Below are 22397 nucleotides of genomic sequence, written 5' to 3' on the forward strand. Positions count from 1 at the left end.
CCCTCTATCGCCTGCGATTTTGAAATCTCATTCATGAGAATTCTTGCCCCATCTCCTTCTGGATGACAGATTATGTCGGACATGAAGGCCATGAAAACATGGCGCGGGAGGATGGCGATGAAGGTCAATCGACGGGATCTGCTGGGAGCGGTCGGGGTGGCAAGTGCCTCGTCCGCGTTCGGCACGGCAGCGATGGCGACGGGGCAGGCCGGGGGCAGCGCGCAGGAGCGACCCTTCACGCCGGACTGGCCCTCGCTCGCGGCGGGCTATCGCGCACCGGATTGGTATCGTGACGCCAAGTTCGGTATGTGGGCGCATTGGGGTCCGCAATGCGTGCCGGAGGAAGGCGACTGGTACGCCCGCGACATGTATCTGCAAGGATCGCGCGCCTATAACGCGCATGTCCGCAAATACGGGCATCCCAGCAAGGTCGGCTTCCTCGACATCATCGGCCAGTGGAAGGCCGAGCACTGGGACCCCGAGCGACAGCTCGATCTCTACACCCGGGCGGGTGCGAAATACTTCGTCGCGCTGGCCAATCACCACGACAATCTGGATACCTTCGCTTCGTCGCATCCCTGGAACACTACCCGGGTCGGGCCGAAACGCGACATCGTCGGCACTTGGGCAAGGCTCGCCAAGGCGCGCGGCCTGCGCTTCGGCGTGTCGAACCATGGGGCGCATAGCTGGCACTGGTATCAGCCCGCTTATGGCTATGATCCGGAGGGCGCGATGCAGGGCAGGCGCTATGATGCGGCCTGGCGGACCAAGGCGGACGGGCGCGGCACCTGGTGGGACGGGCTCGACCCCCAGCAACTGTATAACGGCCCGATCATGCCGATGCCCGGTGGCATCACGAACCGGACCGAGGCGGATGCCTTTCACGAGCGCACCGATCGGCTGTGGAGCGAAGGCGTACCGCCGGGCCGCCCCGATCTGGTGGCCGGCTGGGCGCGGCGCTGTCGCGAGTTGATCGACAATTATCAGCCCGATCTCGTCTATTTCGACAATTTCGACCTGCCGTTCGAACAGGCGGGGCTGGATATCGCGGCCTATTACTACAATGCCAATCGCCGCTGGCATGGTGGTCGGTTGGAAGGTGTGTTGACCGTCAAGACCACCCCGCCGCAACGCCGCATGGCGCTGGTCGACGATGTCGAACGCGGCGGCAAGACCTATATCGAAAGCTATGCGTGGCAGACCGATACCTGCCTGGGCAACTGGCACTATGATCGCGCGCTGTACGAGCGCGACGGCTATAAGAGCGCGGCGACCGTCGTGCATACGCTGTGCGACGTGGTGTCGAAGAACGGCAACCTGCTGCTGAACGTGCCGATGCGCGGTGACGGCACCATCGATGAAAAGGCGGAGCGGATCGTCGAGGGGATCGCCGCCTGGATGGGCCGTTATGGCGAGGCGATCTACGGATCCCGACCGTGGCGCGTGCATGGCGAGGGGCCCGGTGCAGCCAGCGGCGGCATGTTCAGCGAGACGCAAGAGTCGAAATATACCGCCAGGGACATTCGCTATGTCCGCAAGGGCGAGGCGCTCCACGCCCTGGTCCTCGGGTGGCCCGAGGACGGGGTGGTGTGGCTGACCCTGCTGGCGAACGGCAACACGATCGGGCGCGGAGAGGTGGCGCGGGTCACCCTGTTCGGCGACACGACGCCGCTGGTCTTTCGGCGGACCGACACGGCGCTGGAGGTCACGCTTCCCGCCCGCGCGCGCAATGCGATCGGCGTGCCGCTGGTCCTGTCGGGGGCGGGGCTCGTCGCAGGGAGCTTGGCAGACCCGGTGTGACCGTCTTCCGTCGCTCCCCCGCTAGAAGGCGATGACATGAGGTTGATCCGAAGAAAGCCCCTCTCCTTCAGGGGAGAGGTTGGGGTGGGGCATCACCCCAAGGTTTGTCGTTTGTGGAAGCGCCCCACCCCCGGCCCCTCCCCTGAAGGGAGGAGGGTGGGTCAAGCTGACGTCATCGTGTTCTAAATGAAGTCGAAATGCATGGGATTCGCTTGCGGCGGGGCGTGGGGCGTGGCCTTCGACTTCGTTCAGACTGAACGGAGCGGGGGAGGGTGATACCCCCAACACCCCATCCGACACCGCACAACGAAAAGGGGGCCGGAACCTCGGTTCCGACCCCCTGATCTGTCAGCCTGAGCTGGCGGCAAAGATTACGCGCCCGGGATTTCCGAGACGTTCACCTTGATGCCGCGGCCCATCGTCGACGAGACGGCGACCTTGCGGACATACTTGCCCTTCGCGCCCGACGGCTTGGCCTTGATCAGCGCATCGACCAGCGCGTCGAAGTTCGCGCGCAGGTCTTCCGCCGGGAACGACGCCTTGCCGATGCCCGAATGGATGATGCCGGCCTTTTCGACGCGGTACTCGACCTGACCGCCCTTGGCCGCCTTGACGGCTTCGGCGACGTTCATGGTCACGGTGCCCAGCTTCGGGTTCGGCATCAGGCCCTTGGGGCCCAGCACCTTGCCGAGGCGACCGACGACGCCCATCATGTCCGGGGTCGCGATGCAGCGATCGAAATCAATGGTGCCGCCCTGGATGGTTTCCATCAGGTCCTCGGCGCCCACGACGTCGGCGCCAGCGGCGCGTGCCTCGTCGGCCTTCGCGCCCTTGGCGAACACGCCGACGCGAACGGTCTTGCCGGTGCCCTTGGGCAGGGTGACGACGCCACGGACCATCTGGTCGGCGTGACGCGGGTCAACGCCCAGGTTGACGGCGACTTCGATCGTCTCGTCGAACTTCGAGGTCGCGTGGGTACGCGCCAGCGAGATCGCTTCGTCGATGCCGTGCAGCTTCTCGGCGTCGATCTGGACGGCCTTCTGCTTCTTGCTCAGCTTCGCCATGATCTTAGCCCTCCACCACTTCGAGGCCCATCGCGCGGGCGGAGCCTTCGATGATCTTGGTCGCAGCCTCGATATCGTTGGCGTTCAGGTCCTTCATCTTGACCTGGGCGATTTCCGCGAGCTTCGAGCGCGCGATCTTGCCCGCCGACACCTTGCCCGGCTCCTTCGAGCCCGACTTCAGGTTGGCCGCCTTCTTGATGAGGTAGGTCGCAGGGGCGGTCTTCGTCTCGAACGAGAACGAACGGTCGGCATAGACGGTGATGACGGTCGGCAGGGGCGTGCCCTTTTCGACTTCACCGGTCTGCGCGTTGAACGCCTTGCAGAATTCCATGATGTTCACACCGCGCTGACCCAGCGCCGGGCCGATCGGCGGCGAGGGGTTGGCGGCGCCTGCAGGGACCTGCAGCTTGATATAGCCGGTAATCTTCTTTGCCATGTCACTCTCTTTTCGAGTCTAGCGGTCGTGACGGGCACGCGTGGCGTAGGCCAGCGCACCCTCCCGCAAGGTTTCCGTCGCATAATGCCAGGGAAGCGCGGGCCGATAGCGGAAAATAGGGGAGAAGGCAAGGTCGGGAGTCATGCCTTGTAACCTGCCCTCCGTTCGCGCCGGGCGAAGTCGACGTGCACGGGATCCGCGCGCGGGGAGGGCGGGGCGCAGGTGGATTAGAATGCCGGACACGAAAAGGGCCGGTGGCGTCGCCGCCCCGGCCCCTGTTTCGTCGGATGGTCCGAACTTACTTCGAGCGTTCGACCTGCTCGAAATCCAGTTCCACCGGGGTCGCGCGACCGAAGATCGACACCGACACCTTGACCTTGGACTTGTCGAAATCCAGTTCCTCGACCACGCCGTTGAAGCTGGCGAAGGGGCCTTCCAGCACCTTGACCGCGTCGCCGATCTCGTAGTCGACCTTGACCTTGTGCTTCGGGGCGGCGGCGGCTTCTTCCTTGGAATTCAGCATCCGCGTCGCTTCGGTTTCGCTGATCGCCTGGGGCTTGCCCATCGCGCCCAGGAAGCCGGTCACCTTCGGCGTGTTCTTGACGAGGTGATAGACCTGGTCGGTCATGTCGAGCTTGGCCAGGACGTAGCCGGGCATGAACTTGCGCTCGACCGCGATCTTCTTGCCGCGGCGGGCCTCGGTCACGGTTTCGGTCGGGACCTCGATCTGGTCGACCAGATGGTCGAGGCCCAGACGGGTCGCCTCGGCCATGATCGAGTCGCGGACCTTGCCCTCGAAACCGGAATAAGCGTGGATGATGTACCAGCGCGCCATGAGAACCCTTTTACTTCGCGAGCGACAGCAGGGTGCGGACCAGCGTCTCGAAGAACGAGTCGACCGCCAGGAAGAAGATGGCCAGGATCGTGGTCATCACGACCACCATCACGCCGGTCATCACCGTCTCGCGCCGCGTCGGCCAGACGACCTTCTTGGTCTCGGTCTTGACCTGGTTGAAGAATTCGATGGGGGTCGTCTTCGCCACTCGTGCCGTTCCCGCCCTGCGTGGAAATTACTGTCAGCGAGGCATGGGTCCGCCGTCGCCTGCCCCAGGGGGCCTGCGACGAAAGGTCCGTCCGCGCTGTTCGGATGGGCACGCGATGTAGCTGTCGCTCGGGTAAAAGGCAAGGGCGGGGGCGGCGCGACGGTTTTGGTTCGCGCGGAGACGCGAAGACGCGGAGGTTCTCGGGTTCGCGCAGAGGCGCGGAGGGCGCAGAGGAGCTTGGTCTGCCTTCGCGATCGGGAAACGATCCGACAGGCAGCGGGAATGGTTGGCCTGTCGGCCGGGCTCAACACCTCCGCGCCTTCGCGTGAACCAAACTTCTTTCTTCTTCGCGCCGTCGCGCCTTCGCGGGAACTTTCAGCAGCAGCGCCCGCCATTCTTCCCCCCGTACCGCGCCTGTTGCCGCTCGCGGAAGAAGGTCACCTCGTCCATCGGTTCGCGGTCGGGATGCCTGATCGCCATGTGCGCCACATAGGCGTCATAGCTGGGCATCCCGACCATCGCGTTGCCGATCTGGCGCAGGCGGGCGAGCCAGCTCATTCGGCCGCGACCAGTTCGGGCGGGACCTCGGTGACGCTTGGCCGGTCGATACGACGCGCGATCAGGCAGGTACGCACCGCATAGACCAGGATCGCCAGCACGACGCCTAGGAAGATTACGCACAGCCCGGCATCGATCCGGTCGTTGAACACGATCCGCCCCATCTCCGCCATCGTCTTGGCCGGGGGCAGGACCTTGCCCTCGGCGGCCGCGCCGGCGAACTTGTCGGCGTGCGCCAGGAAGCCGACGCGCGGATCGGCGGAAAAGATCTTCAACCACCCGGCGGTCAGCGTGCAAGCGAGCAGCCACACGGTCGGGATCACGGTGATCCAGGCGAAGCGGTCCTTCTTCATGCGGAACAGCACCACCGTCGCCAGCATCAATGCGACGGCGGCCAGCATCTGGTTGGAGATGCCGAACAGCGGCCACAGCGTGTTCACGCCGCCCAGCGGATCGGTGACGCCCTGATAGAGGAAGAAGCCCCACGCCGCGACGCACAAACCCGTCGCAATCAGGCCCGGCGCGACCTTGCTCGATCCCCGGAAACTGGGGGCGACCAGGCCGATCAGGTCCTGGAGCATGAAGCGGCCCGCGCGGGTGCCTGCATCGACGGCGGTCAGGATGAACAACGCCTCGAACAGGATGGCGAAGTGATACCAGAAGGCCTTCATCGCCTGTCCGCCGAACAGGTGGCTGAAGATCTCCGCCATCGCCACCGCCAGCGTCGGCGCGCCGCCTGCACGGCTGATGATCGTGTGCTCGCCCACGTCACGCGCGACCTGCGCCAGCGTGTCGGCGGAGATGGGGAAGCCCATGGCGGTGACGGCGGCGGCGGCGCTGGCCGGGTCGGTGCCCAGCACGGCGGCAGGTGCGTTCATCGCGAAATAGACGCCCGGATCGAGGATCGAGGCGGCGACCAGCGCCATGATCGCGACCGCGCTTTCCATCAGCATCGCGCCGTATCCGATGAAGGGCGCGTCCTTCTCGCTGGCGATCAGCTTGGGCGTGGTGCCGCTGGCGATGAGGGCGTGGAAGCCCGACACCGCACCGCAGGCGATGGTGATGAACAGGAAGGGAAAGAGCGGCCCGGCCCAGACCGGCCCGCTGCCGTCGATGAACTTGGTGAGCGCTGGCATCCGCAGCGGCGGCGCCATGATGATTATGCCGATGGCCAGCGCCACGATCGCGCCGATCTTCAGGAAGGTCGACAGATAGTCGCGCGGCGCGAGCAACAGCCATACCGGCAGGACCGAGGCGACCGCGCCATAGCCGATCAGCAGGAAGCAGAGCTGCACCGGCGTGAAGGTGAACAGCGGCGCGAGCACCGCCGATTGCGCGATCGACTGGCCATAGACGATGGCCAGGATCAGGCCGATGAAGCCGATGATCGACACCTCGCCGATCTTCCCCGGCCGGACCCAGCGGGTATAGCCGCCCATCAGCATCGCCAGCGGCACCGTCGCCGCCACGGTGAACAGGCCCCACGGGCTTTCCGCCAGCGCCCGCACGACGATCAGCGCGAGGACGGCCAGGATGATGACCATGATCATGAAGGCGCCGAACAGCGCGATGGTGCCCGCCACGGGGCCCATCTCCATGCGGATCAACTCACCCAGCGAGCGTCCGTCGCGGCGCATCGACAGGAACAGGATCAGGAAATCCTGCACCGCCCCGGCCAGCACGACGCCCGCCAGAATCCACAAGGTTCCGGGCAGATAGCCCATCTGCGCCGCCAGCACCGGGCCGACCAAAGGCCCCGCGCCCGCGATCGCGGCGAAGTGATGGCCGAACAGCACGGTGCGGTCGGTCGCGACATAATCCAGCCCGTCGGCGCGGCGGATGGCCGGGGTCGGGCGGCTGGGGTCGATGCCGATCACCTTGGCGATGAACAGCGCATAATAACGATAGGCGATCAGATAGACCGAGACGGCGGCCGCGATGATCCACAGCGCGTTGATCGGCTCGCCCCGCACCGTGGCGACGACGCCAAGCGCGCCCGCTCCGACGATCGCCAAGGCAATCCAGGGAAGGTGTTTGGTCATGCCCCGTTCGGTCCTCCGTTTATGCTCTTGCCGCCCCTTCTAACCCGGTGAGCGGGGTGTGCCAGCCCTGAAAAACATGGAGGTCCGCCAAGGTGGATTCTAGCTTGTACCGCGGCGCCGTCGTGGCACAGTTGTTCCGGATCGACCGGGGGAGGGGATGATGCGCAAGACCGTCGTGATGCTGGGGCTGGGGATCGCGTTGACGGCGTGGAGTCCGGGACATGCCGCGCAGGCATCACCCTCGCTGGTCGCCACCCCATGCCAAGTGCCGCCGGGCTGGGATCAGGTCGATGCGAAGGTCGTGGTGTTTGGCGAGATGCATGGCACGCGCGAAGCACCGGCCTTTGTCGGCAATCTGGCCTGCGCGCTGGCTGCCAGGGGCGAGCGGGTTCTGGTCGCGGTCGAACATGACGTGATCAACGACGACGATTTTCAAAAGGCCTGGGCGATGCCGGAGGGTTCCTTCGTGGCTGCGCTGGCCAAAACAGGCTGGGCGGAGCGCAACGACGGCGTCGGGAGTGAAGCGATGCTGGCGATGCTCGTCGGGCTGCACCGCTGGGCCCAGATGGGGCGCAAGATCGACATCGCCGCCTTCAACGGCAGCAAGGACGAGGCGCAAGCGCGACGATTCGCGCAACTGCCCGGCCAGGGGCCGCACGATGCGGCGCAGGCCGAGAATATTCGTGTGGCGGCGGCGCGCCAGCCTTACGACCATATACTGGTGCTGACGGGCAATACCCATGCCCGCAAGCGGCCGGTGACCTATACCCGCATAGCGTTCGAGCCGATGGCGATGCGCTTGGCGCGATCGGTTCCCGTGATCGCGTTGAACATGAAGTCGTCCGGCGGCACGTCATGGACCTGCGAGCTGAAGCCGGGGGTGGTGCCAAAGCCCAATGTGCCGATCACCGACGCGGACGTCGAATGCGCGGCGCATCCGCTGGGCAAGGACGCCGATCTGGACCGCGCGCCGTTCATCGCGCTGGGCAGTTTGCCGGGGCAGCAGCCCGATCCGGACTATGACGGCATCTTCTGGCTCGGCCCCGTCACCGCCTCGCCGCCCGCCGTTCCGGCTCAGAGCCCGAAGCGGAATCCGTAACCCAGGCCCAATGTCGCCTGCATCCGCTGGCCCCGTTCGCGGATCAGCGGCGAGTCGGCGGCGGGGCCGCCCAGCCGCTCCAGGCTGGTGAACAGGGTGATCGCGCTGCGCCGGTTCAGTGGGCGGGCAATATTGCCGCCCAGGCCATAGGACAGCACGCCGCCGTCTGCATGATATCGTGCCAGCCCGGTGCGCGCCGACTGGACGGGCGAGATGCCGAAATAGGTCCGCATGACATTCCCGCTGGCCAGCGTCATGCGCGGCCCGGCGCTGACGATCGCGCGGCCGATGCGGGTGCGATAGGCGGCCGACAGGTCCGCGACCACGCCGTCATGCCCGCCAAAGCCCTGGCGCACCTCCGCCCGTGTCCGCCAAGCCCGGCGCGGGCCGAAGGATTTCTCGACGAAACCGCCGACCTCGCCCGCCGCTCGGATATTGCCCATGCCCGCCAGTGCATCGCTGCCGCCCGCGATCAGGAATGGTGAGCCGCCATTGCGCTCGTCGCGACCGAAGCGGATCTTCGCGAGCGGCCCTGCGCGCCAGCCATCGCGGTTGACCGCGTTCCACCCGATCCCGTCCGGCACCGAGGCGAAGAGCGTATCGCCATAATTCACGCGCAGGTCGGGAAACAGCGACAGCGCCATCTGTCGCGACCCTTGCCATGCGGGGCCGAGCACCGGCGCGGCGCCGATGGTGATGCTCCATCCGGTCGCGGCGGGTGGCACGCCGGTGGTCATGCCGTGGGGAGGGCCGGGCGGCGGGCTGCTCTGGCGCACTTCCTGTGCCTCGGCCGGACAGGCGAGCAGCGTGACGATCCCCAGGCCCAAGACGCGCATCGTTCATCTCCCTGTCATGCTGGATAGGGCGACAGCCGGATGGTCGCAACCGGCGGCCCTGCGGCAAACTTAGCGCTTGCTCCGCCATGCCGTCCGGGGTGAAAGGCGGGGCATGGCCCATTCCTCCTCCCCGCTCGTCGTCGGTATCGGCGGCACGATCGGCAGCGTTTCTTCGACCGAGCGTGCGCTGCGTACCGCGATGACGGCGGCGGCGGACGAGGGGTTTCGCACCCATGTCTTCGGCGGCGAGGATCTGGCGCAGCTGCCGCTCTACAATCCGCGCGCCGAAACCCGGACCGAGGCGGAGCGGGTCTTCGTCGATACGGTGCGCCAGGCCTCGGCGATCATCATCGCGAGCCCCGGCTATCATGGCAGCATCTCGGGGCTGGTGAAGAACGCGCTCGACCTGCTGGAAGAGACGGCGAAGGACGAGCGGCCCTATTTGGCCGACCTGCCGGTGGGGCTGATCGCGACCGCCTATGGCTGGCAGGCGACGGGCTCGACCATCGCCGCGCTGCGTTCGATCGTCCACGCCCTGCGCGGCTGGCCGACGCCCTTCGCGGCGGCGGTGAACACGCAGCAGACGCGCTTCGATGCGGAAGGGCGAATCAGCGACCCGGTGGTCGAGGGGCAATTACGGCTGGTCGGCCAGCAGGTCGCCCGCTTCGCGCCGCTGGCGGGGACGATCCGCGCCTCGCACTGAGGAGCGGAGGACGCAGGGAGGGATCGCGCGCGGCGGCGCGCCGTTCCCTTTTCCTAGATCGCTTTGAGGGGACGGGCTGCGAGGGCGGCAGATACGACAGCTCTGCGTCCTCTGCGCCTCTGCGCGAACGCAATCTTTTCTCTTCGCGGCATCGCGGCTTCGCGTGAGATCAATGATTTTATCCACCGTCCGATCGAGGGGCAAAGTTCGCGAATTGAATGAATCCGTTCCCCGGCGAAGCCCGGGGCCCAGTTCCTTCCAAGCCGGTGGTGTGTCGAAACGTTGAGTGGGGGGGCAAATGCCTTGCGCCCATCGATAGTGCACAGAAACTGGGCCCCGGCCTTTGCCGAGGAACAATGGGCAGATTAGCGCAGGCGCTCTATCGCCAGCGCGGTGATTTCATCCGCGATCTCGGCCGGATCGCGCAATTCACCATGCGCCACGGTCGACACCGTCGCCCACTCGCCCAGCATCGCGCCGTCGGCCATCGCGGCATAATTGGCCCGCACCCGCGCCTGAAGCCCCAGATCGGCCTCGTACGCATCATAGGTGTCGTCGGTGTAGCTCCGCTTGCGCTTGCGGGCGATCAGGTCGCGCGCCACGTCCAGCGGGGTGTCGAGATAGACCGACAGATGTGGCGCGGGCAGGCGGAACTGGATCGTCTCCAGCTGCTCGATCCATTGCAGCAGCGCGGGCGCCTGATCGGGCTCCACCTGTGCCGCCTGATAGGCCATGTTCGATGCGATATAGCGGTCGAACACGATGACCTCATGGGCTTGCGCCAGTTCGATCAGATGCGGGCGCGATTCGAATCGGTCGAGCGCATAGAGGGTCGCCGCCGTCTCGGGCGCCGCCGTATGGGGCAGGCGGCCCGCCAGATACTCGCCCAGCGCCCAGCCGCCGATCGTCTCGGCATAGCGCGGGAAGGACAGGGCCGCCGCCGACAGTCCGGCGGCATTCAGCCGCTCGGTCACCGCCGCCGTCGCGGTCGCTTTCCCGGCGCCGTCCGCGCCCTCGATCGCAAGTAGAAACGCCATCAGACGCGCAGGCGTTCGTGGTGGCGGATCACTTCGTCGATGATGAAGCGCAGGAATTTCTCGGAAAATTCTGGGTCGAGCTGCGCATCGCTCGCCAGTTGGCGAAGCCGGGCGATCTGCGCCTCCTCGCGACCGGGATCGGCCGGGGGCAGCGCGTTCTCGGCCTTGTAGCGTCCGACCGCCTGGGTAACCTTGAACCGCTCGGCCAGCATGAAGACCAGTGCGGCGTCGATATTGTCGATCGACTGGCGATAGCCGGTCAGCACGGTGTCGGACATGATCGGTACGTCTCCCTCTGGCGCGCCCGTCGCGCGGCGATTTCGCGTGCGCCCTTTCGCGCTTAGGCTTGCGTTCGGCAAGCGTTGTCGCCAGAGGCTCTTACCTGCCCATGACCGTAACCGCCACCCGCCTCGCCAAGCCCGCGCCCTCGCTGGACCCGATGATCCGGCTGGTGGCCGACGACATGAACGCCGTGAACCAGGTCATCATCGACCGGATGCGGTCGGAGATCCCGTTGATCCCGCAACTCGCGGGGCACCTGATCGCCGGCGGCGGCAAGCGGATGCGCCCGATGCTGACGCTCGCGAGCGCGCAGCTGCTGGGCTATCAGGGAACCAGCCATCATGTTCTGGCGGCGGCGGTCGAGTTCATCCATACCGCCACGCTGCTGCACGACGATGTCGTCGACGGCTCGGACCTGCGGCGCGGGCGGCGTACCGCCAACATCATCTGGGGCAATCCCGCCAGCGTGCTGGTCGGCGATTTCCTGTTCAGCCGCTCGTTCCAGCTGATGGTCGATGCCGGCAGCCTGAAGGTGTTGGGCATCCTGTCGGGCGCATCGGCGGTGATCGCCGAGGGCGAGGTGAACCAGCTGACCGCGGTGCGGCAGGTGGGCCTGCCCGAAGAGCGTTACCTGTCGATCATCGACGCCAAGACCGCCGCGCTGTTCGCCGCTGCCTGCCGTATCGCCGCCGTGGTGGCCGAGCGGCCCGAGGCGGAGGAACTGGCGCTGGAGGCTTATGGCCGGAACCTGGGCATCGCGTTCCAGCTGATCGACGACGCGATCGACTATGTGTCGGACGCGGGCACCATGGGCAAGGATGCGGGCGACGATTTCCGCGAGGGCAAGATGACCCTGCCGGTGATCCTGGCCTATGCCCGTGGCAATGACGAGGAACGCCAGTTCTGGAAGGACGCGGTCGAAGGACGGCGCACCTCGGACGAGGATTTCGCCCACGCCATCGCGCTGGTCCGCAAGAGCCGCGCGGTGGACGACACCATGGCGCGCGCACGCCATTATGGCGGGCTGGCGATCGAGGCGCTGCGCGGATTCGCGGATGGCCCGGCGAAGACGGCGATGATCGAAGCGGTCGAGTTCGCGGTCGCGCGGGCATATTAAGAACAAGGCCCTTCTTCTTTCTTTGACCCCGGCGGAGGCCGGGGCCCAGTAGCGGGGGATGGGCGATGGCCTTGGACGGTCAGCCCCCCCCCCGCTTCGTGCAGCGCGCCACAGGCTTGGTCGAACCTGGGCCCCGGCCTCCGCCGGGGTCGTGCGGGGGAATTTGGCCGCAATCCACTGCCCCCGTTCAGCCTGAGCGTAGTCGAAGGCCAAGGGACGCCCTGTCCGCTGGGCGAACGTCCAGGCATGGGCTTCGACTTCGCTCAGCCTGAACGGCGGTTGGGCCGGACCGGGCGCAGGTCCTTCACCCCGCCCCACAAACCCCCTATCGCAGCCCCATGACCCTGCCCGTCACCGCCGTCCTGCCCGACCTGCTGACCGCGCTTGCGAACGCACCCAATGCCGTGCTCGTCGCGCCCCCCGGCGCGGGCAAGACCACCGCGGTCGCGCCAGCCCTGCTCGACCAGCCCTGGTGCACCGGCGAGGTCTTGCTCCTCTCCCCCCGTCGCCTGGCCGCGCGCGCCGCCGCCGAGCGCATGGCCGCATTGGCCGACGAGCCGGTCGGCCGCACCTTCGGCTATGCCACCCGCATGGACACGAAGGTCGGTGCCGCCACTCGCGTGACCGTCGTCACCGAAGGTATCTTCGTCGCCCGCATCCAGGCCGATCCCGAATTGGCGGGCATCTCGGCGGTGCTGTTCGACGAAGTGCACGAACGCAGCCTGGACGGCGATTTCGGCCTGGCATTGGCGCTGGATGCACAGGCAGGGTTGCGCCCCGACCTGCGGCTGGTCGCCATGTCGGCGACGCTCGACGGAAGTCGCTTTTCCAGCCTGATGGGCGACGCCCCCGTCATCGAGAGCGAGGGGCGCAGCCATCCGCTGACCCTGCGCCATCTCGGCCGCGCCACAGAAGCACGAATCGAGGATTCGGTTGCCGCCGCCATCCGCCGCGCGCTGACGGAGGAACCGGAGGGAGACATCCTCGCCTTCCTGCCTGGCACCGCCGAGATCGCGCGCACCGCCGAGCGGCTGGCGAACCTGCCCGAAACGATCGCGATCCACGAACTCCATGGTTCGCTGGACCCGGCGGCGCAGCGCGCGGCGATCCGGCGTGATCCCGATGGGCGGCGGCGAATCGTCCTCGCCACGTCGATCGCGGAGACCAGCCTGACGCTCGACGGGGTGCGGATCGTGGTCGATTCGGGGCTCGCCCGTCGTCCGCGCTACGACCGTGCGGCGGGCATGACCCGGCTCGTCACCGAGCGCGCCAGCCAGGCCGCCGTCATCCAGCGGGCGGGCCGCGCCGCGCGCCAATCGCCCGGTGTCGCCTATCGCCTGTGGGAGGAAGCCGCGACGGCGGGCCTGCCGCGCTTCGATCCGCCCGAGATATTGGAGGCGGACCTGTCGGCGCTGTTGCTCGGCACCGCGCTGTGGGGCGTGAGTGATCCGCGCGCGCTCCCCTGGCTCGATCCGCCGCCCGAGGCCGCCGTCAACGAAGCGCGCACGCGCCTCACCGTGCTGGAGGCGCTGGACGATAGCGGCCGCCCGACCGCGCATGGCAAGGCCATCGCCCGGCTGCCGATGCCGCCGCGCCTGGCGCATATGCTGATCCGCAGCGGCGAGCGGGGGCTGGCCTCGACCGCCGCCGAGGTCGCGGTGCTGCTCGGCGAGCGCGGCATCGGCGGCCAGGATGTCGATGTCGAGCAACGCCTGCGCCGCTGGCGGACCGAGCGTGGCCCCAAGGCGGAAGCGGCACGGCAGATGGCGAAACGCTGGACCGGCCTCGCCCCCAAGCCGGTCGAGCAGGAGGCGTGGGATCATCCGGCGGGCGTGTGCCTGGCGCTGGCCTATCCCGACCGGGTGGCACGGCGGCGTGACGGCACGGGCGAGAATTGGGCGAGTGTCGGGGGCAGGGGGTTCCGGCTCGATCCCGCGTCGGCGCTGGCCGGATCGGAATGGCTGGCGGTAGGGGAGACCCAGGGCGCGGCGTCGGGCGCGCGCATCCTGTCCGCCGCGCCGCTCGACCTCGCCACCGTCGAGGCGCTGTTCGCCGAACGGATCGAGACGCGGCGCACCGTTGCCTTCAACCCCGCGACGGGCGGCGTGGAGGCGCTTCGCGAACGGCGGTTGGGCGGGCTTCGCCTGTCGAGCGGCCCCGATTCGGGTGCGTCTCTGGAAGCGATCGCAGAGGCGCTGGTCGAGGGGGTGCGTGCGCACGGCGTCTCGCTACTCCCGTGGAGCGACGGGGCAGGGGCCTACCGTGCGCGGGCGGCCTATGCCGGGGTGGCGCTGGACGATGCGACGCTGATCGAACGGCTGGACGACTGGCTGCCCGCACTGGTGGCGGGCAAGCGGCGGCTGGACGCCATCGCGCCGGGCGCGCTGACCGAGGCGATTCGCAATCTGGTCGACTGGAACGACCAGCGGCGGATCGATTCAATGGCGCCGTCGCACTTCACCAGCCCGGCGGGCAGCACCCATGCGATTGATTATGCGGCCGAAGGTGGCCCGCGTGTCGAACTGCGCGTCCAAGCCTTGTTCGGGCTGGCGACGCATCCGGTGATCGGGACCGAACGGGTGCCGCTGGTGCTCAGCCTGACCTCGCCCGCCGGACGGCCGATCCAGACGACGCGCGATTTGCCCGGTTTCTGGGCGGGCAGCTGGACCGCGGTCGCCAAGGAAATGCGCGGCCGCTATCCCCGCCATCCCTGGCCCGACGCACCCGCAGACGCCTCGGCGACGCTGCGCACGAAAAAGGCGGATGCAAGAGCCGCCGGTTCGCGATAAGGGACGAGATTATGGCCACTGCTCGCATCTTCCAGCGCCCCAAGAACGCGATGCAATCCGGCAAGTACCGGACCGATCGCTGGCAACTCGAATTCGAACCGACCGAGGCAAAACAGCCCGATCCCCTGACCGGCTGGGCCGGTAGCGGCGACACGCAGGAACAGGTCCGCCTGACCTTCGCGACGCTGGAAGAGGCGATCGCCTATTGCCAGCGCGAAGGGCTCGACCATCATGTCGTGCCGACGCCGCAGAAGACGCTGAAGCTGCAAAGCTACGCCGACAATTTCCGCTGAGGAAAGCTTGGCGCTGACCGCAATGTCTTGACCACCCCGGCGAAGGCCGGGGTTCGGTTGCTTCGCTCGTGCGAAGCCGTGAGTGCGCCAAGAATCCAGAATGAATTTCGCGCAGAGGCGCGGAGGACGCGGAGGTGTCGGATCCAGCGGCACCGTCACCCCGTCATCATCGATCGTCGGAGCGCGATGGCGTCAGCTTGATCCACCCCTTCCCAGAAGGGGAGGGGCTTTCCTCGCATTCACCTCATGTCATTGCGCGCCAAAAGAGGAACTCCGCTGCCGCGAGCGAGCCCCTCCGCGTCCTCTGCGCCTCTGCGCGAACCAACCTTCTTCTCTCCGCGCGAACTCAAAGACCCAGGATGCCGCCGCCCAGCAGCAACAGCATCTTGGCGTCGATCGCCACACCGGCCGCGCGACGCTGGGCGATGAAGGCCGATACCTCCGACAGCTCGACCCGGTGAACGACGATCTGCTCGTCCGAATCACCACCACCGTCGCCGACCTTCACCAGCCCGCTCGCGCGGACCAGCGTGAATCGCTCCGACGTCATGCCCGGTGAGGAACAGAACTCGCCCAGTGCCTCGATCCGCGACGGGCGATAGCCGGTTTCCTCCTCCAACTCGCGCGCGGCACCGTCCAGCACCGCCTCGCCCTCGGTCTCGTCGCCGATCAGTCCGGCGGGCATCTCCAGGCACGGCGCGCCCAGCGGGATACGGAACTGCTCGACCAGCAGGATATGCCCATCCTCGATGGCAAGGATGACGGCGGCGCGAATGTCGCGCGGGCGGTCGGCATATTCCCAGGTGCCGCGCTTGCGCAGCGCAAGAAACCGTCCCTCGGCCAGGGTTTCGAGGGGCGCGTCCATACGGGGGTCGGTCATAGCGAGATCGGTCTGTCCGGGAGTTCGTTGGTGTCGGCCGCCGTCTTGGGGAAATGCTCGGCGAGTACAAGCCCGATGCGCTCGACTGCCGCGCTCATCCCCTCGCCGATATTTCCCTTGGCGACATGCGGCAGCATCACCGCCATCGCCCGGCCCCAGGTCTCGGGGCCTGTCTTGCCGGTCAGGCCGGAGTCGGCGACAATCTCGGCCATATGCTCGTCCTCGGAAAGGTAGAGCAGTACGCCGTAGCGGCTGTCGGTCCGCCGTTCGGCCGACACGCGGAACAACAGGACCGCGCGCGCCCGGACGCGGGCATGGCGGATGCTCCTCGGCACCAGCGCGATGCGACGCTTCACCGGGCCCAGCAGCGCCACGACCAGCGCGAAGACCAGGATCTGCGCGATCATCACCGCGCCCAAGATCAGGTCCTCGCCCGGCGCGCTCCAGGCGTCATGGACCAGCGCGAGCAGCTTCAGTCCCAGATCGGGGAACAGCGCTGCGAACAACGGCACCAGCAGCATGGCGGGCGCGGCGAACCACAGCGCAACGTCACGATACTCGTCCGAGCGGGGCGCCACGATGGTGACGATCTCGGCATCGGTCGTCGCCTCGGCCCGCGCGACGGCGGCAGTGACCAGATCGCTGTCGGTGTCGCTCAACATCTCACCAATCCCCCGATGCGCCGCCGCCGCCGAAATCACCGCCGCCCCCGCCGGTAAAGCCGCCGCCGCCCCATGATCCGTCGCTGCCGCCGCCCGACGATCCGCCGCCCGAGCCCCAGCCGCCGCCCGATCCACCGCTGCCCCAGCCGGGACCCCAGAGAATGATCGGCCAGCCGCCACCGCCACGCCGCCCGCCGCCGCCACGGTCGTCGTCATCGTCATCGTGGAAACGCTGGCCCTGCCGGCGACGCAGGATCGACAGCACGATGAAGCCGCCGACGAAGATGACCAGGACGATCAGGATCGGAAAGCCGTTGGAGTCGCTGCCACCGCGCCGATGCTCCCGGTCGAACTGCCTGGTCGCCTCCGCCACCTTGGCCTTGGTTTCCTCGGGCGAGGCGCGAAGCTGCGCGATCACCGCGTCCGCGCCCGCATTCAGCGCACCCGATATGTCGCTTGATTCGCGCAGGCGTGGGATCATCAGGGTGCGGATCATCTGCGACGACCAGGCGTCGGTCAGGATCGGCTCCAGCCCGCGACCGACCTCCAGCCGGGGGCCGCGCTGGCCCTTGCCCTCATTGGGCGCGACGAACAGGATCGCGCCATTGTCCGCATCCTTCAGGCCGACGCCCCAGGCCCGGCCCAGCCGATAGCCATAATCCTCGATCGGATAGCCTTGCAGGTCCGGGATGGTCGCGACGACCAACTGGCGGCCGGTATCCTTTTGCAGCGCCTCCAGCTTCTGTTCGAGCTGCGCCTTGGTCGCGGGGTCGATCTTGTTCGCCGCATCGACGACCAGTCCGTCGAACTTGGGGAAGGTCTGCGCCATCACGGGGACGGCGCAGAGGATCAGCCAGAGCCCGACCAGCGGGCGGAGCAACCGGGTCATGTGCGCGCGATCAGCTGCCGAAATTCACCTTGGGCGCGTTCTCGGCCCCCGGCGTGGTCGCCTGATAGGGGGTGATCGGCTTGGCGCCGTAGAACACCTTGGCGCCGATCGCGTCGGGGAAGGTGCGGATGCGGGTGTTATAGTCCTGCACCGCCTTGTTATAGTCGCCGATCGCGATGTTGATGCGATTCTCGGTGCCCTCGAGCTGGCTCATGAAGGTCTGGAAATTGTCCTGGCTCTTCAAGTTCGGATACGCCTCGACATTGGCGAGCAACCGGCCGAGCGAACCGCTGAGCTGGCCCTGGGCCGCCGCGAACTGCTGCATCTTGGCGGGGTCGGAGATGTCATCGGCGCTGACCTGCACCGAAGTCGCCTTGGCGCGCGCGTTGATCACCTCGGTCAGGATCGACTTTTCCGAGGCGGCGGCACCCTTCACGGTCGCTTCGAGATTGGGGATCAGGCTGGCGCGGCGCTGATAGGCGGCCTGGACATCGGCCCATTTCGCCTTCGCATTTTCCTCCGCGGTGGGCACGCTGTTCATGCCGCAGCCGGACAGGGCGATGGCCATCACGACCGGGGTCAGGGCAAGAACGGGACGACGCATTCGAATATTCCTCCGTCAACTGTGTCGGCTATATAAGACGCGTGAGGCGCTTGGCGAAGGGCAAAAGCGACGATAGCCTCTATGTTCATCGAATTGAGGGAATTGGCGATGCTGAAGGAATTCCGCGGCTTCATCGCGCGGGGCAACGTACTGGACCTGGCGGTGGCGGTGATCATCGGGGCGGCGTTCAGCAAGATCGTGACCTCGCTGACCGACGACGTGCTGATGCCGGTGATCGGCAAGATTTTCGGCGGGCTGGATTTCTCCAGCTATTTCCTGCGCATGGGGCCGGTGCCAGCCAGTTATACGGGGTCGCTGAGCGACTATGCCGCGCTGAAGAAGGCGGGGGTGCCGCTGCTGGGATATGGCGCGTTCGTGACCCAGGCGGTCAATTTCGTGATCGTCGCCTTCATCATCTTCATGCTCGTCCGCACGGTCAGCCGCGCGACGACGCTGTTCGAGAAGGAAAAGGCCGCCGCCGCTGCCGAGCCGAAGGCCGAACCCGCCGATGTCGCGCTGCTGCGCGAGATTCGCGACGAACTGCGCGCGCGTCGGGGGTGAGGATAGCTTGTATTCCTCCCCTCGCAGGGGAGGAATAGGGGGATTTACGCCGCCGCCAGTTTCTTGGCGGTGGCGTCGGCCAGGCTGGTACCGTCGAGGATCCGGGCCGTTTCGTCACGCACGCGCATCATCGCGTGGCGGATGGCGCAGTCGGCCTCGCTCTTGCAGTCGTTGCACGGGCGATAGGCGGTACGGCTGACGCAGGGAACGAGCGCCAGCGGCCCCTCGATCGTGCGGATGATGTCGCCCAGCGAAATCAGGTGCGCAGGCCGCGCCAGGCGGTATCCGCCCATCTTGCCGCGCTGGCTGTCGAGCAGTTGCGCGCCCTTCAGGTCGGCGAGAATCAGCTCCAGGAACTTGCGCGGGACGTTCGCCTCGGCCGCGATGCGCGTCATCGAGGTCGGCGGACCGGCAGGAGGCATCTCTGCCAGGAACAGCATCGCGCGCAGCGCATAACGGGACCGTTGGGTCAACATGGGGTTTCCCATGAACCCAAAATGGGGCGAGCGAAAGGCATTTGCGTAAAGCCGCAGGGCTACCTATATCCGTCCATGCCGGGTTTCACCCGGCTATGACGATAAACTGCGGCGAGTAATAGACGCAGCGGACCCGGGGGCAGTACCCGGCGGCTCCACCATAAAAGGTGGTGTACTTGGACACCGTTTCTGACGGGGCCGAACCAGGATCGACGTGTGTTGAAAAGCGCTGTTTTCGTTCGGAATGGGACCACCGCAACGGCCCATAACCACAAGTGCCAACGATAACGAAGCACTCGCGATTGCGGCGTAATTGAGGGCCTCACGGCCTGAGATTACACCAAAATAGCGCGGTCGGTCCCCACCGGGCAACAGAAGGGGTATCCAGCGGTACGGGGAGCACCGGGCAACAGAAGCTCCCCACTTTCCATTTTTGTGACCAATGTGGGGCGTTCGCGCTGGTTGAGCAGCGGTGGGGAAATTTGTCTCATCCTCTCTTCTTCGACCCCGGCGAAGGCCGGGGCCTAGTTGCGGTGAGTCATCGAAGGCGGGATACCGATTGCCTCCCCCTCACGATCACAGCGCGCCTTCGGCTGCATGGAATCTGGGCCCCGGCCTTCGCCGGGGTCCACGAGAGCGCAATTACCCCTCCCGCGCCAGTGCCTTCAGCCGGTAGAGTGCATCCAGCGCCTCGCGCGGCGACAGTGCATCGACATCCAGCTTCTCCACCTCCGCGCGGATCGCGTCGCATTGTTCCTCTTCGATCTGCGCGGCGGCGGCGAAGAGGGGCAGGTCGCCCAGACCCGCCGCCAGCCCACCGGTCTTGGCCCGCCCGGCCTCCAGCTTGGCAAGCACCGCCTTGGCCCGCGCCACGGTCACCGGCGGCATCCCCGCGAGCCGCGCCACCGCGAGACCATAGGACCGATCCGCCGGACCCTCCGACACCTCGTGTAGCAGGACCAGTTCGCCCTTCCATTCGCGCGCGCGGACATGGTGGAGCGACAGCGCCTCGCACCGCTCGGCCAGCCGGGTCAGTTCGTGATAGTGAGTCGCGAACAGGCAGCGGCAGCGATTATCCTCATGGATCGCCTCCACCACCGCCCATGCGATGGCCAGGCCGTCATAGGTCGAGGTGCCGCGCCCCACTTCGTCCAAAATGACGAAGCTGCGCGGCGTCGCCTGCGCCAGGATTGCGGCGGTCTCCACCATCTCGACCATGAAGGTCGAGCGGCCCCGTGCGAGATTGTCCGATGCGCCGACCCGGCTGAACAGCCGGTCGACCAGCCCGATTTTCGCATGGGTCGCAGGGACATAGGACCCGGCCTGCGCCAGCACCGCGATCAGCGCGTTCTGGCGCAGGAAGGTGGACTTACCGCCCATGTTCGGACCGGTCACCAGCCATAGCCGCGAGGCCTCCGACAACGAACAGTCATTGGCGACGAACCGCTCGCCCGAGCGGGCCACGGCGGCTTCCACCACCGGATGGCGGCCGCCGGTGACCTCGAAACAGGCATGATCGACCAGTTCGGGCCGGACCCAGCCGCCCTCGACCGCGCGTTCGGCGAGGCCACTCGCCACGTCCAGCCGGGCGAGCGCATCGGCGGTCGCGGCAATGCCCTCACGCGAGGCGAGGGCGGCGGCGGTCAGTTCCTCCAGATGCGCGCTCTCGGCGGCGAGCGCATGGGCACCCGCCTGCGCGACCTTGCTCGCGACCTCGTGCAGCTCGGGCGTGTTGAAGCGGACGACGCCCGCCAGCGTCTGGCGATGGGTGAATCCCGAATCGGGCTTCATCAGTGCATCGGCCGAGCGCGCGGGCACCTCGACATGATAGCCAAGCACGCCGTTGTGGCGGATCTTCAGCGCGGTGATACCGGTCTTGTGCCGGAACTCGGCCTCCAGCGCGGCGATGGCGCGGCGTCCGCCCGCACCCGCATCGCGCAGATCGTCGAGCGCCACGTCATAGCCCGCCGCGATATAGCCGCCCTCGCTCGCCTCGATCGGCGGCGAGGGGACGAGCGCGCGGCGGAGCAGATCGATCAATTCGCCATGCCCGCGCAACCGGGGCGTGGTTTCACGCAGCAGCGGCGGCCCGTCGGACAGTTGCTCCGACAGTGCCCAGGCCCCGTCGAGCCCGTCGCGCAACTGCCCCAGATCGCGCGGGGACCCGCGCCCCGCCGCGATCCGCCCGATCGCGCGGCCAATGTCCGGCAGTGCCCGCAACGCCGCACGCAAGCGTTCGCGCAGCGCGGCGTCGTCATGGAAATGCTGCACGAGGTCGAGCCGCGCCTCGATCGCATCGCGGTCCATCAGCGGCGCGCCGATATCCCCGGCCAGCGCGCGCGCCCCCGCGCCGGTCACGGTCCGGTCCACCGCGTCGAGCAACGAGCCCTTGCGCTGGCCATTGGCGGTCTGGGTCAGCTCCAGGCTCTCGCGCGTCGCCGCGTCGATCGCCATAGCCCCCGCTGCCTGCATCAGGACCGGCGGACGCAGGAAGGGCAGCGCCCCCTTGGCGGTATGGTCGAGATAGGCGACCAGGCCCCCCGCCGCCGACAGCCCGGCGCGGCTGAACTGGCCGAAGCCGTCCAGCGTCGCGACACCATAAAGTCGCTTCAGCCGATCCTCGCCTTGCCCGCTGTCGAAGGTCCCGGAGGGGCGCAGCGTCGTCGCGGCATCGACGTGCCCCGCATTCTCCGCCGCGACCACTTCGGCGGCGGCCAGGCGGGCGAGTTCGGCCCCCAGCGCGTCGGCCTTCACGTCGATCACCACGAAGCGCCCGGTCGAGATATCGGCCGCCGCCAGCGCCACCGCGCCGCCCGCCTCGCCGATCGCGACGCACCAATTGTCGCACTTGGCGTCGAGCAGCGCTTCCTCGGTCAGCGTGCCCGCCGTCACGACGCGCACGATGCCGCGCGCGACCAGCGCCTTGGACCCGCCGCGCGCCTTGGCCTCGGCCGGCGTCTCGGTCTGTTCAGCGATGGCGACGCGGTGCCCAGCCTTGATCAGCCGTTGCAGATAGGCGGTCGCGGCATGGACCGGCACGCCGCACATCGGGATCTTCTCGCCCTCATGCTCCCCGCGCGAGGTCAGGGCGATGTCGAGGACGCCCGACGCGATCCGCGCATCGTCGAAGAACAGCTCGAAGAAATCGCCCATCCGGTAGAATAGCAGGCAATCCTCGGCCTCGGCCTTCAGCGCCAGATACTGCGCCATCATCGGGGTGGGGGTG

General features: G+C 67.3%; 22 protein-coding genes and 1 other RNA gene. 8 read left to right on the forward strand and 15 right to left on the reverse strand.

The window, feature by feature from the left end; all coding sequences use genetic code 11:
• Window positions 1-81 precede the first annotated feature (81 nt).
• Window positions 82-1800, forward strand: coding sequence for an alpha-L-fucosidase (locus SOM26_RS13265; RefSeq protein WP_320453209.1), 1719 nt, complete (start codon window positions 82-84; stop codon window positions 1798-1800).
• A 371-nt stretch (window positions 1801-2171) separates the two neighbouring features.
• Here the strand turns inward: SOM26_RS13265 and rplA are convergent, their stop codons facing one another.
• From rplA to SOM26_RS13295, 6 genes are all read right to left on the reverse strand, one after another.
• Window positions 2172-2864 carry a 50S ribosomal protein L1 gene (gene rplA, locus SOM26_RS13270; RefSeq protein ID WP_320453210.1) on the reverse strand — a complete coding sequence of 231 codons (693 nt, stop codon included), beginning with the start codon at window positions 2862-2864 and terminating at the stop codon, window positions 2172-2174.
• 4 nt (window positions 2865-2868) lie between these two features.
• Entirely contained in the window at window positions 2869-3300 is a 432-nt protein-coding gene (rplK, locus tag SOM26_RS13275) for a 50S ribosomal protein L11 (RefSeq protein WP_007407063.1), read from the reverse strand.
• Window positions 3301-3598: 298 nt separating this feature from the next.
• Window positions 3599-4135, reverse strand: coding sequence for a transcription termination/antitermination protein NusG (gene nusG, locus SOM26_RS13280; RefSeq protein WP_058715475.1), 537 nt, complete (start codon window positions 4133-4135; stop codon window positions 3599-3601).
• Between the two features lie 10 nt (window positions 4136-4145).
• Window positions 4146-4343, reverse strand: a complete 198-nt coding sequence (gene secE / locus SOM26_RS13285; RefSeq protein ID WP_007407051.1) for a preprotein translocase subunit SecE — start codon at window positions 4341-4343, stop codon at window positions 4146-4148.
• Window positions 4344-4718: 375 nt separating this feature from the next.
• On the reverse strand, window positions 4719-4901 hold the full coding sequence (locus SOM26_RS13290) for a YbdD/YjiX family protein (RefSeq protein ID WP_320453211.1): 183 nt from the start codon (window positions 4899-4901) through the stop codon (window positions 4719-4721).
• Window positions 4898-6943, reverse strand: a complete 2046-nt coding sequence (locus SOM26_RS13295) for a carbon starvation CstA family protein (protein ID WP_320453212.1) — start codon at window positions 6941-6943, stop codon at window positions 4898-4900. The genes SOM26_RS13290 and SOM26_RS13295 overlap by 4 nt, the downstream gene beginning before the upstream one ends.
• Before the next feature lie 157 nt (window positions 6944-7100).
• Here SOM26_RS13295 and SOM26_RS13300 point away from each other — a divergent pair, with 157 nt between their 5' ends.
• The gene (locus SOM26_RS13300) at window positions 7101-8042 is read left to right on the forward strand and encodes a hypothetical protein (RefSeq protein WP_320453213.1); all 942 of its coding nucleotides are present in this window, start codon (window positions 7101-7103) and stop codon (window positions 8040-8042) included.
• Here SOM26_RS13300 and SOM26_RS13305 read toward each other — a convergent pair.
• Complete coding sequence (locus tag SOM26_RS13305) at window positions 8018-8878, reverse strand: MipA/OmpV family protein (RefSeq protein ID WP_320453214.1); 861 nt, start codon at window positions 8876-8878, stop codon at window positions 8018-8020. The two genes, SOM26_RS13300 and SOM26_RS13305, sit on opposite strands and share 25 nt — an antisense overlap.
• Window positions 8879-8990: 112 nt before the next feature.
• Between SOM26_RS13305 and SOM26_RS13310 the strand changes: the two genes are divergently transcribed.
• Window positions 8991-9581 (forward strand): NADPH-dependent FMN reductase, encoded by a 591-nt coding sequence (locus SOM26_RS13310; RefSeq protein WP_320453215.1) that lies wholly within the window; start codon window positions 8991-8993, stop codon window positions 9579-9581.
• Between the two features lie 365 nt (window positions 9582-9946).
• Here SOM26_RS13310 and SOM26_RS13315 read toward each other — a convergent pair whose 3' ends face one another.
• On the reverse strand, window positions 9947-10618 hold the full coding sequence (locus SOM26_RS13315; RefSeq protein ID WP_320453216.1) for a nucleoside/nucleotide kinase family protein: 672 nt from the start codon (window positions 10616-10618) through the stop codon (window positions 9947-9949).
• The gene (locus SOM26_RS13320; protein WP_320453217.1) at window positions 10618-10896 is read right to left on the reverse strand and encodes a chorismate mutase; all 279 of its coding nucleotides are present in this window, start codon (window positions 10894-10896) and stop codon (window positions 10618-10620) included. The genes SOM26_RS13315 and SOM26_RS13320 overlap by 1 nt, the downstream gene beginning before the upstream one ends.
• 110 nt (window positions 10897-11006) lie before the next feature.
• Here SOM26_RS13320 and SOM26_RS13325 point away from each other — a divergent pair, with 110 nt between their 5' ends.
• The 3 genes from SOM26_RS13325 (at window position 11007) to SOM26_RS13335 (ending at window position 15099) form a co-directional block, all read left to right on the forward strand.
• The gene (locus SOM26_RS13325) at window positions 11007-12017 is read left to right on the forward strand and encodes a polyprenyl synthetase family protein (protein WP_320453218.1); all 1011 of its coding nucleotides are present in this window, start codon (window positions 11007-11009) and stop codon (window positions 12015-12017) included.
• Window positions 12018-12355: 338 nt separating this feature from the next.
• On the forward strand, window positions 12356-14806 hold the full coding sequence (gene hrpB, locus SOM26_RS13330; protein ID WP_320453219.1) for an ATP-dependent helicase HrpB: 2451 nt from the start codon (window positions 12356-12358) through the stop codon (window positions 14804-14806).
• Between the two features lie 11 nt (window positions 14807-14817).
• Entirely contained in the window at window positions 14818-15099 is a 282-nt protein-coding gene (locus SOM26_RS13335; protein WP_320453220.1) for an ETC complex I subunit, read from the forward strand.
• A gap of 346 nt (window positions 15100-15445) precedes the next feature.
• Here SOM26_RS13335 and SOM26_RS13340 read toward each other — a convergent pair whose 3' ends face one another.
• The 4 genes from SOM26_RS13340 to SOM26_RS13355 are packed head-to-tail and all read right to left on the reverse strand — an operon-like array spanning window position 15446 to window position 18134.
• Window positions 15446-15979 (reverse strand): NUDIX hydrolase, encoded by a 534-nt coding sequence (locus SOM26_RS13340; RefSeq protein ID WP_320453221.1) that lies wholly within the window; start codon window positions 15977-15979, stop codon window positions 15446-15448.
• Window positions 15976-16641: a TPM domain-containing protein gene (locus tag SOM26_RS13345; protein WP_320453222.1), complete on the reverse strand. Its 666-nt coding sequence runs from the start codon at window positions 16639-16641 to the stop codon at window positions 15976-15978. The genes SOM26_RS13340 and SOM26_RS13345 overlap by 4 nt, the downstream gene beginning before the upstream one ends.
• 1 nt (window position 16642) lies before the next feature.
• Complete coding sequence (locus SOM26_RS13350; protein WP_320453223.1) at window positions 16643-17530, reverse strand: TPM domain-containing protein; 888 nt, start codon at window positions 17528-17530, stop codon at window positions 16643-16645.
• Between the two features lie 10 nt (window positions 17531-17540).
• Window positions 17541-18134, reverse strand: a complete 594-nt coding sequence (locus SOM26_RS13355; protein WP_320453224.1) for a LemA family protein — start codon at window positions 18132-18134, stop codon at window positions 17541-17543.
• A 108-nt stretch (window positions 18135-18242) separates the two neighbouring features.
• Here SOM26_RS13355 and mscL point away from each other — a divergent pair, with 108 nt between their 5' ends.
• Window positions 18243-18695 carry a large conductance mechanosensitive channel protein MscL gene (gene mscL, locus SOM26_RS13360; protein WP_320453225.1) on the forward strand — a complete coding sequence of 151 codons (453 nt, stop codon included), beginning with the start codon at window positions 18243-18245 and terminating at the stop codon, window positions 18693-18695.
• A 44-nt stretch (window positions 18696-18739) separates the two neighbouring features.
• Here the strand turns inward: mscL and SOM26_RS13365 are convergent, their stop codons facing one another.
• A complete protein-coding gene (locus SOM26_RS13365; protein WP_320453226.1) occupies window positions 18740-19171 on the reverse strand; it encodes an RrF2 family transcriptional regulator in 432 nt (143 codons plus the stop codon).
• Between the two features lie 37 nt (window positions 19172-19208).
• Here SOM26_RS13365 and ssrA point away from each other — a divergent pair.
• Window positions 19209-19558, forward strand: a transfer-messenger RNA (tmRNA) gene (ssrA, locus tag SOM26_RS13370).
• A gap of 255 nt (window positions 19559-19813) precedes the next feature.
• Here ssrA and mutS read toward each other — a convergent pair.
• Complete coding sequence (mutS, locus tag SOM26_RS13375; RefSeq protein ID WP_320453501.1) at window positions 19814-22384, reverse strand: DNA mismatch repair protein MutS; 2571 nt, start codon at window positions 22382-22384, stop codon at window positions 19814-19816.
• Window positions 22385-22397: the final 13 nt, after the last annotated feature.

Source organism: Sphingomonas sp. CFBP8993, from assembly GCF_034044895.1.
Classification (GTDB): Bacteria; Pseudomonadota; Alphaproteobacteria; order Sphingomonadales; family Sphingomonadaceae; genus Sphingomonas.

What these genes read in the sequence shown, in the direction of transcription:
- SOM26_RS13265 (WP_320453209.1), top strand. Translation starts at nt 82, where the DNA reads ATGAAGGCCATGAAAACATGGCGCGGGAGGATGGCGATGAAGGTCAAT.
- rplA (WP_320453210.1), bottom strand. Translation starts at nt 2,864, where the DNA reads ATGGCGAAGCTGAGCAAGAAGCAGAAGGCCGTCCAGATCGACGCCGAG.
- rplK (WP_007407063.1), bottom strand. Translation starts at nt 3,300, where the DNA reads ATGGCAAAGAAGATTACCGGCTATATCAAGCTGCAGGTCCCTGCAGGC.
- nusG (WP_058715475.1), bottom strand. Translation starts at nt 4,135, where the DNA reads ATGGCGCGCTGGTACATCATCCACGCTTATTCCGGTTTCGAGGGCAAG.
- SOM26_RS13290 (WP_320453211.1), bottom strand. Translation starts at nt 4,901, where the DNA reads ATGAGCTGGCTCGCCCGCCTGCGCCAGATCGGCAACGCGATGGTCGGG.
- SOM26_RS13295 (WP_320453212.1), bottom strand. Translation starts at nt 6,943, where the DNA reads ATGACCAAACACCTTCCCTGGATTGCCTTGGCGATCGTCGGAGCGGGC.
- SOM26_RS13300 (WP_320453213.1), top strand. Translation starts at nt 7,101, where the DNA reads ATGATGCGCAAGACCGTCGTGATGCTGGGGCTGGGGATCGCGTTGACG.
- SOM26_RS13305 (WP_320453214.1), bottom strand. Translation starts at nt 8,878, where the DNA reads ATGCGCGTCTTGGGCCTGGGGATCGTCACGCTGCTCGCCTGTCCGGCC.
- SOM26_RS13310 (WP_320453215.1), top strand. Translation starts at nt 8,991, where the DNA reads ATGGCCCATTCCTCCTCCCCGCTCGTCGTCGGTATCGGCGGCACGATC.
- SOM26_RS13315 (WP_320453216.1), bottom strand. Translation starts at nt 10,618, where the DNA reads ATGGCGTTTCTACTTGCGATCGAGGGCGCGGACGGCGCCGGGAAAGCG.
- SOM26_RS13320 (WP_320453217.1), bottom strand. Translation starts at nt 10,896, where the DNA reads ATGTCCGACACCGTGCTGACCGGCTATCGCCAGTCGATCGACAATATC.
- SOM26_RS13325 (WP_320453218.1), top strand. Translation starts at nt 11,007, where the DNA reads ATGACCGTAACCGCCACCCGCCTCGCCAAGCCCGCGCCCTCGCTGGAC.
- hrpB (WP_320453219.1), top strand. Translation starts at nt 12,356, where the DNA reads ATGACCCTGCCCGTCACCGCCGTCCTGCCCGACCTGCTGACCGCGCTT.
- SOM26_RS13335 (WP_320453220.1), top strand. Translation starts at nt 14,818, where the DNA reads ATGGCCACTGCTCGCATCTTCCAGCGCCCCAAGAACGCGATGCAATCC.
- SOM26_RS13340 (WP_320453221.1), bottom strand. Translation starts at nt 15,979, where the DNA reads ATGACCGACCCCCGTATGGACGCGCCCCTCGAAACCCTGGCCGAGGGA.
- SOM26_RS13345 (WP_320453222.1), bottom strand. Translation starts at nt 16,641, where the DNA reads ATGTTGAGCGACACCGACAGCGATCTGGTCACTGCCGCCGTCGCGCGG.
- SOM26_RS13350 (WP_320453223.1), bottom strand. Translation starts at nt 17,530, where the DNA reads ATGACCCGGTTGCTCCGCCCGCTGGTCGGGCTCTGGCTGATCCTCTGC.
- SOM26_RS13355 (WP_320453224.1), bottom strand. Translation starts at nt 18,134, where the DNA reads ATGCGTCGTCCCGTTCTTGCCCTGACCCCGGTCGTGATGGCCATCGCC.
- mscL (WP_320453225.1), top strand. Translation starts at nt 18,243, where the DNA reads ATGCTGAAGGAATTCCGCGGCTTCATCGCGCGGGGCAACGTACTGGAC.
- SOM26_RS13365 (WP_320453226.1), bottom strand. Translation starts at nt 19,171, where the DNA reads ATGTTGACCCAACGGTCCCGTTATGCGCTGCGCGCGATGCTGTTCCTG.
- mutS (WP_320453501.1), bottom strand. Translation starts at nt 22,384, where the DNA reads ATGATGGCGCAGTATCTGGCGCTGAAGGCCGAGGCCGAGGATTGCCTG.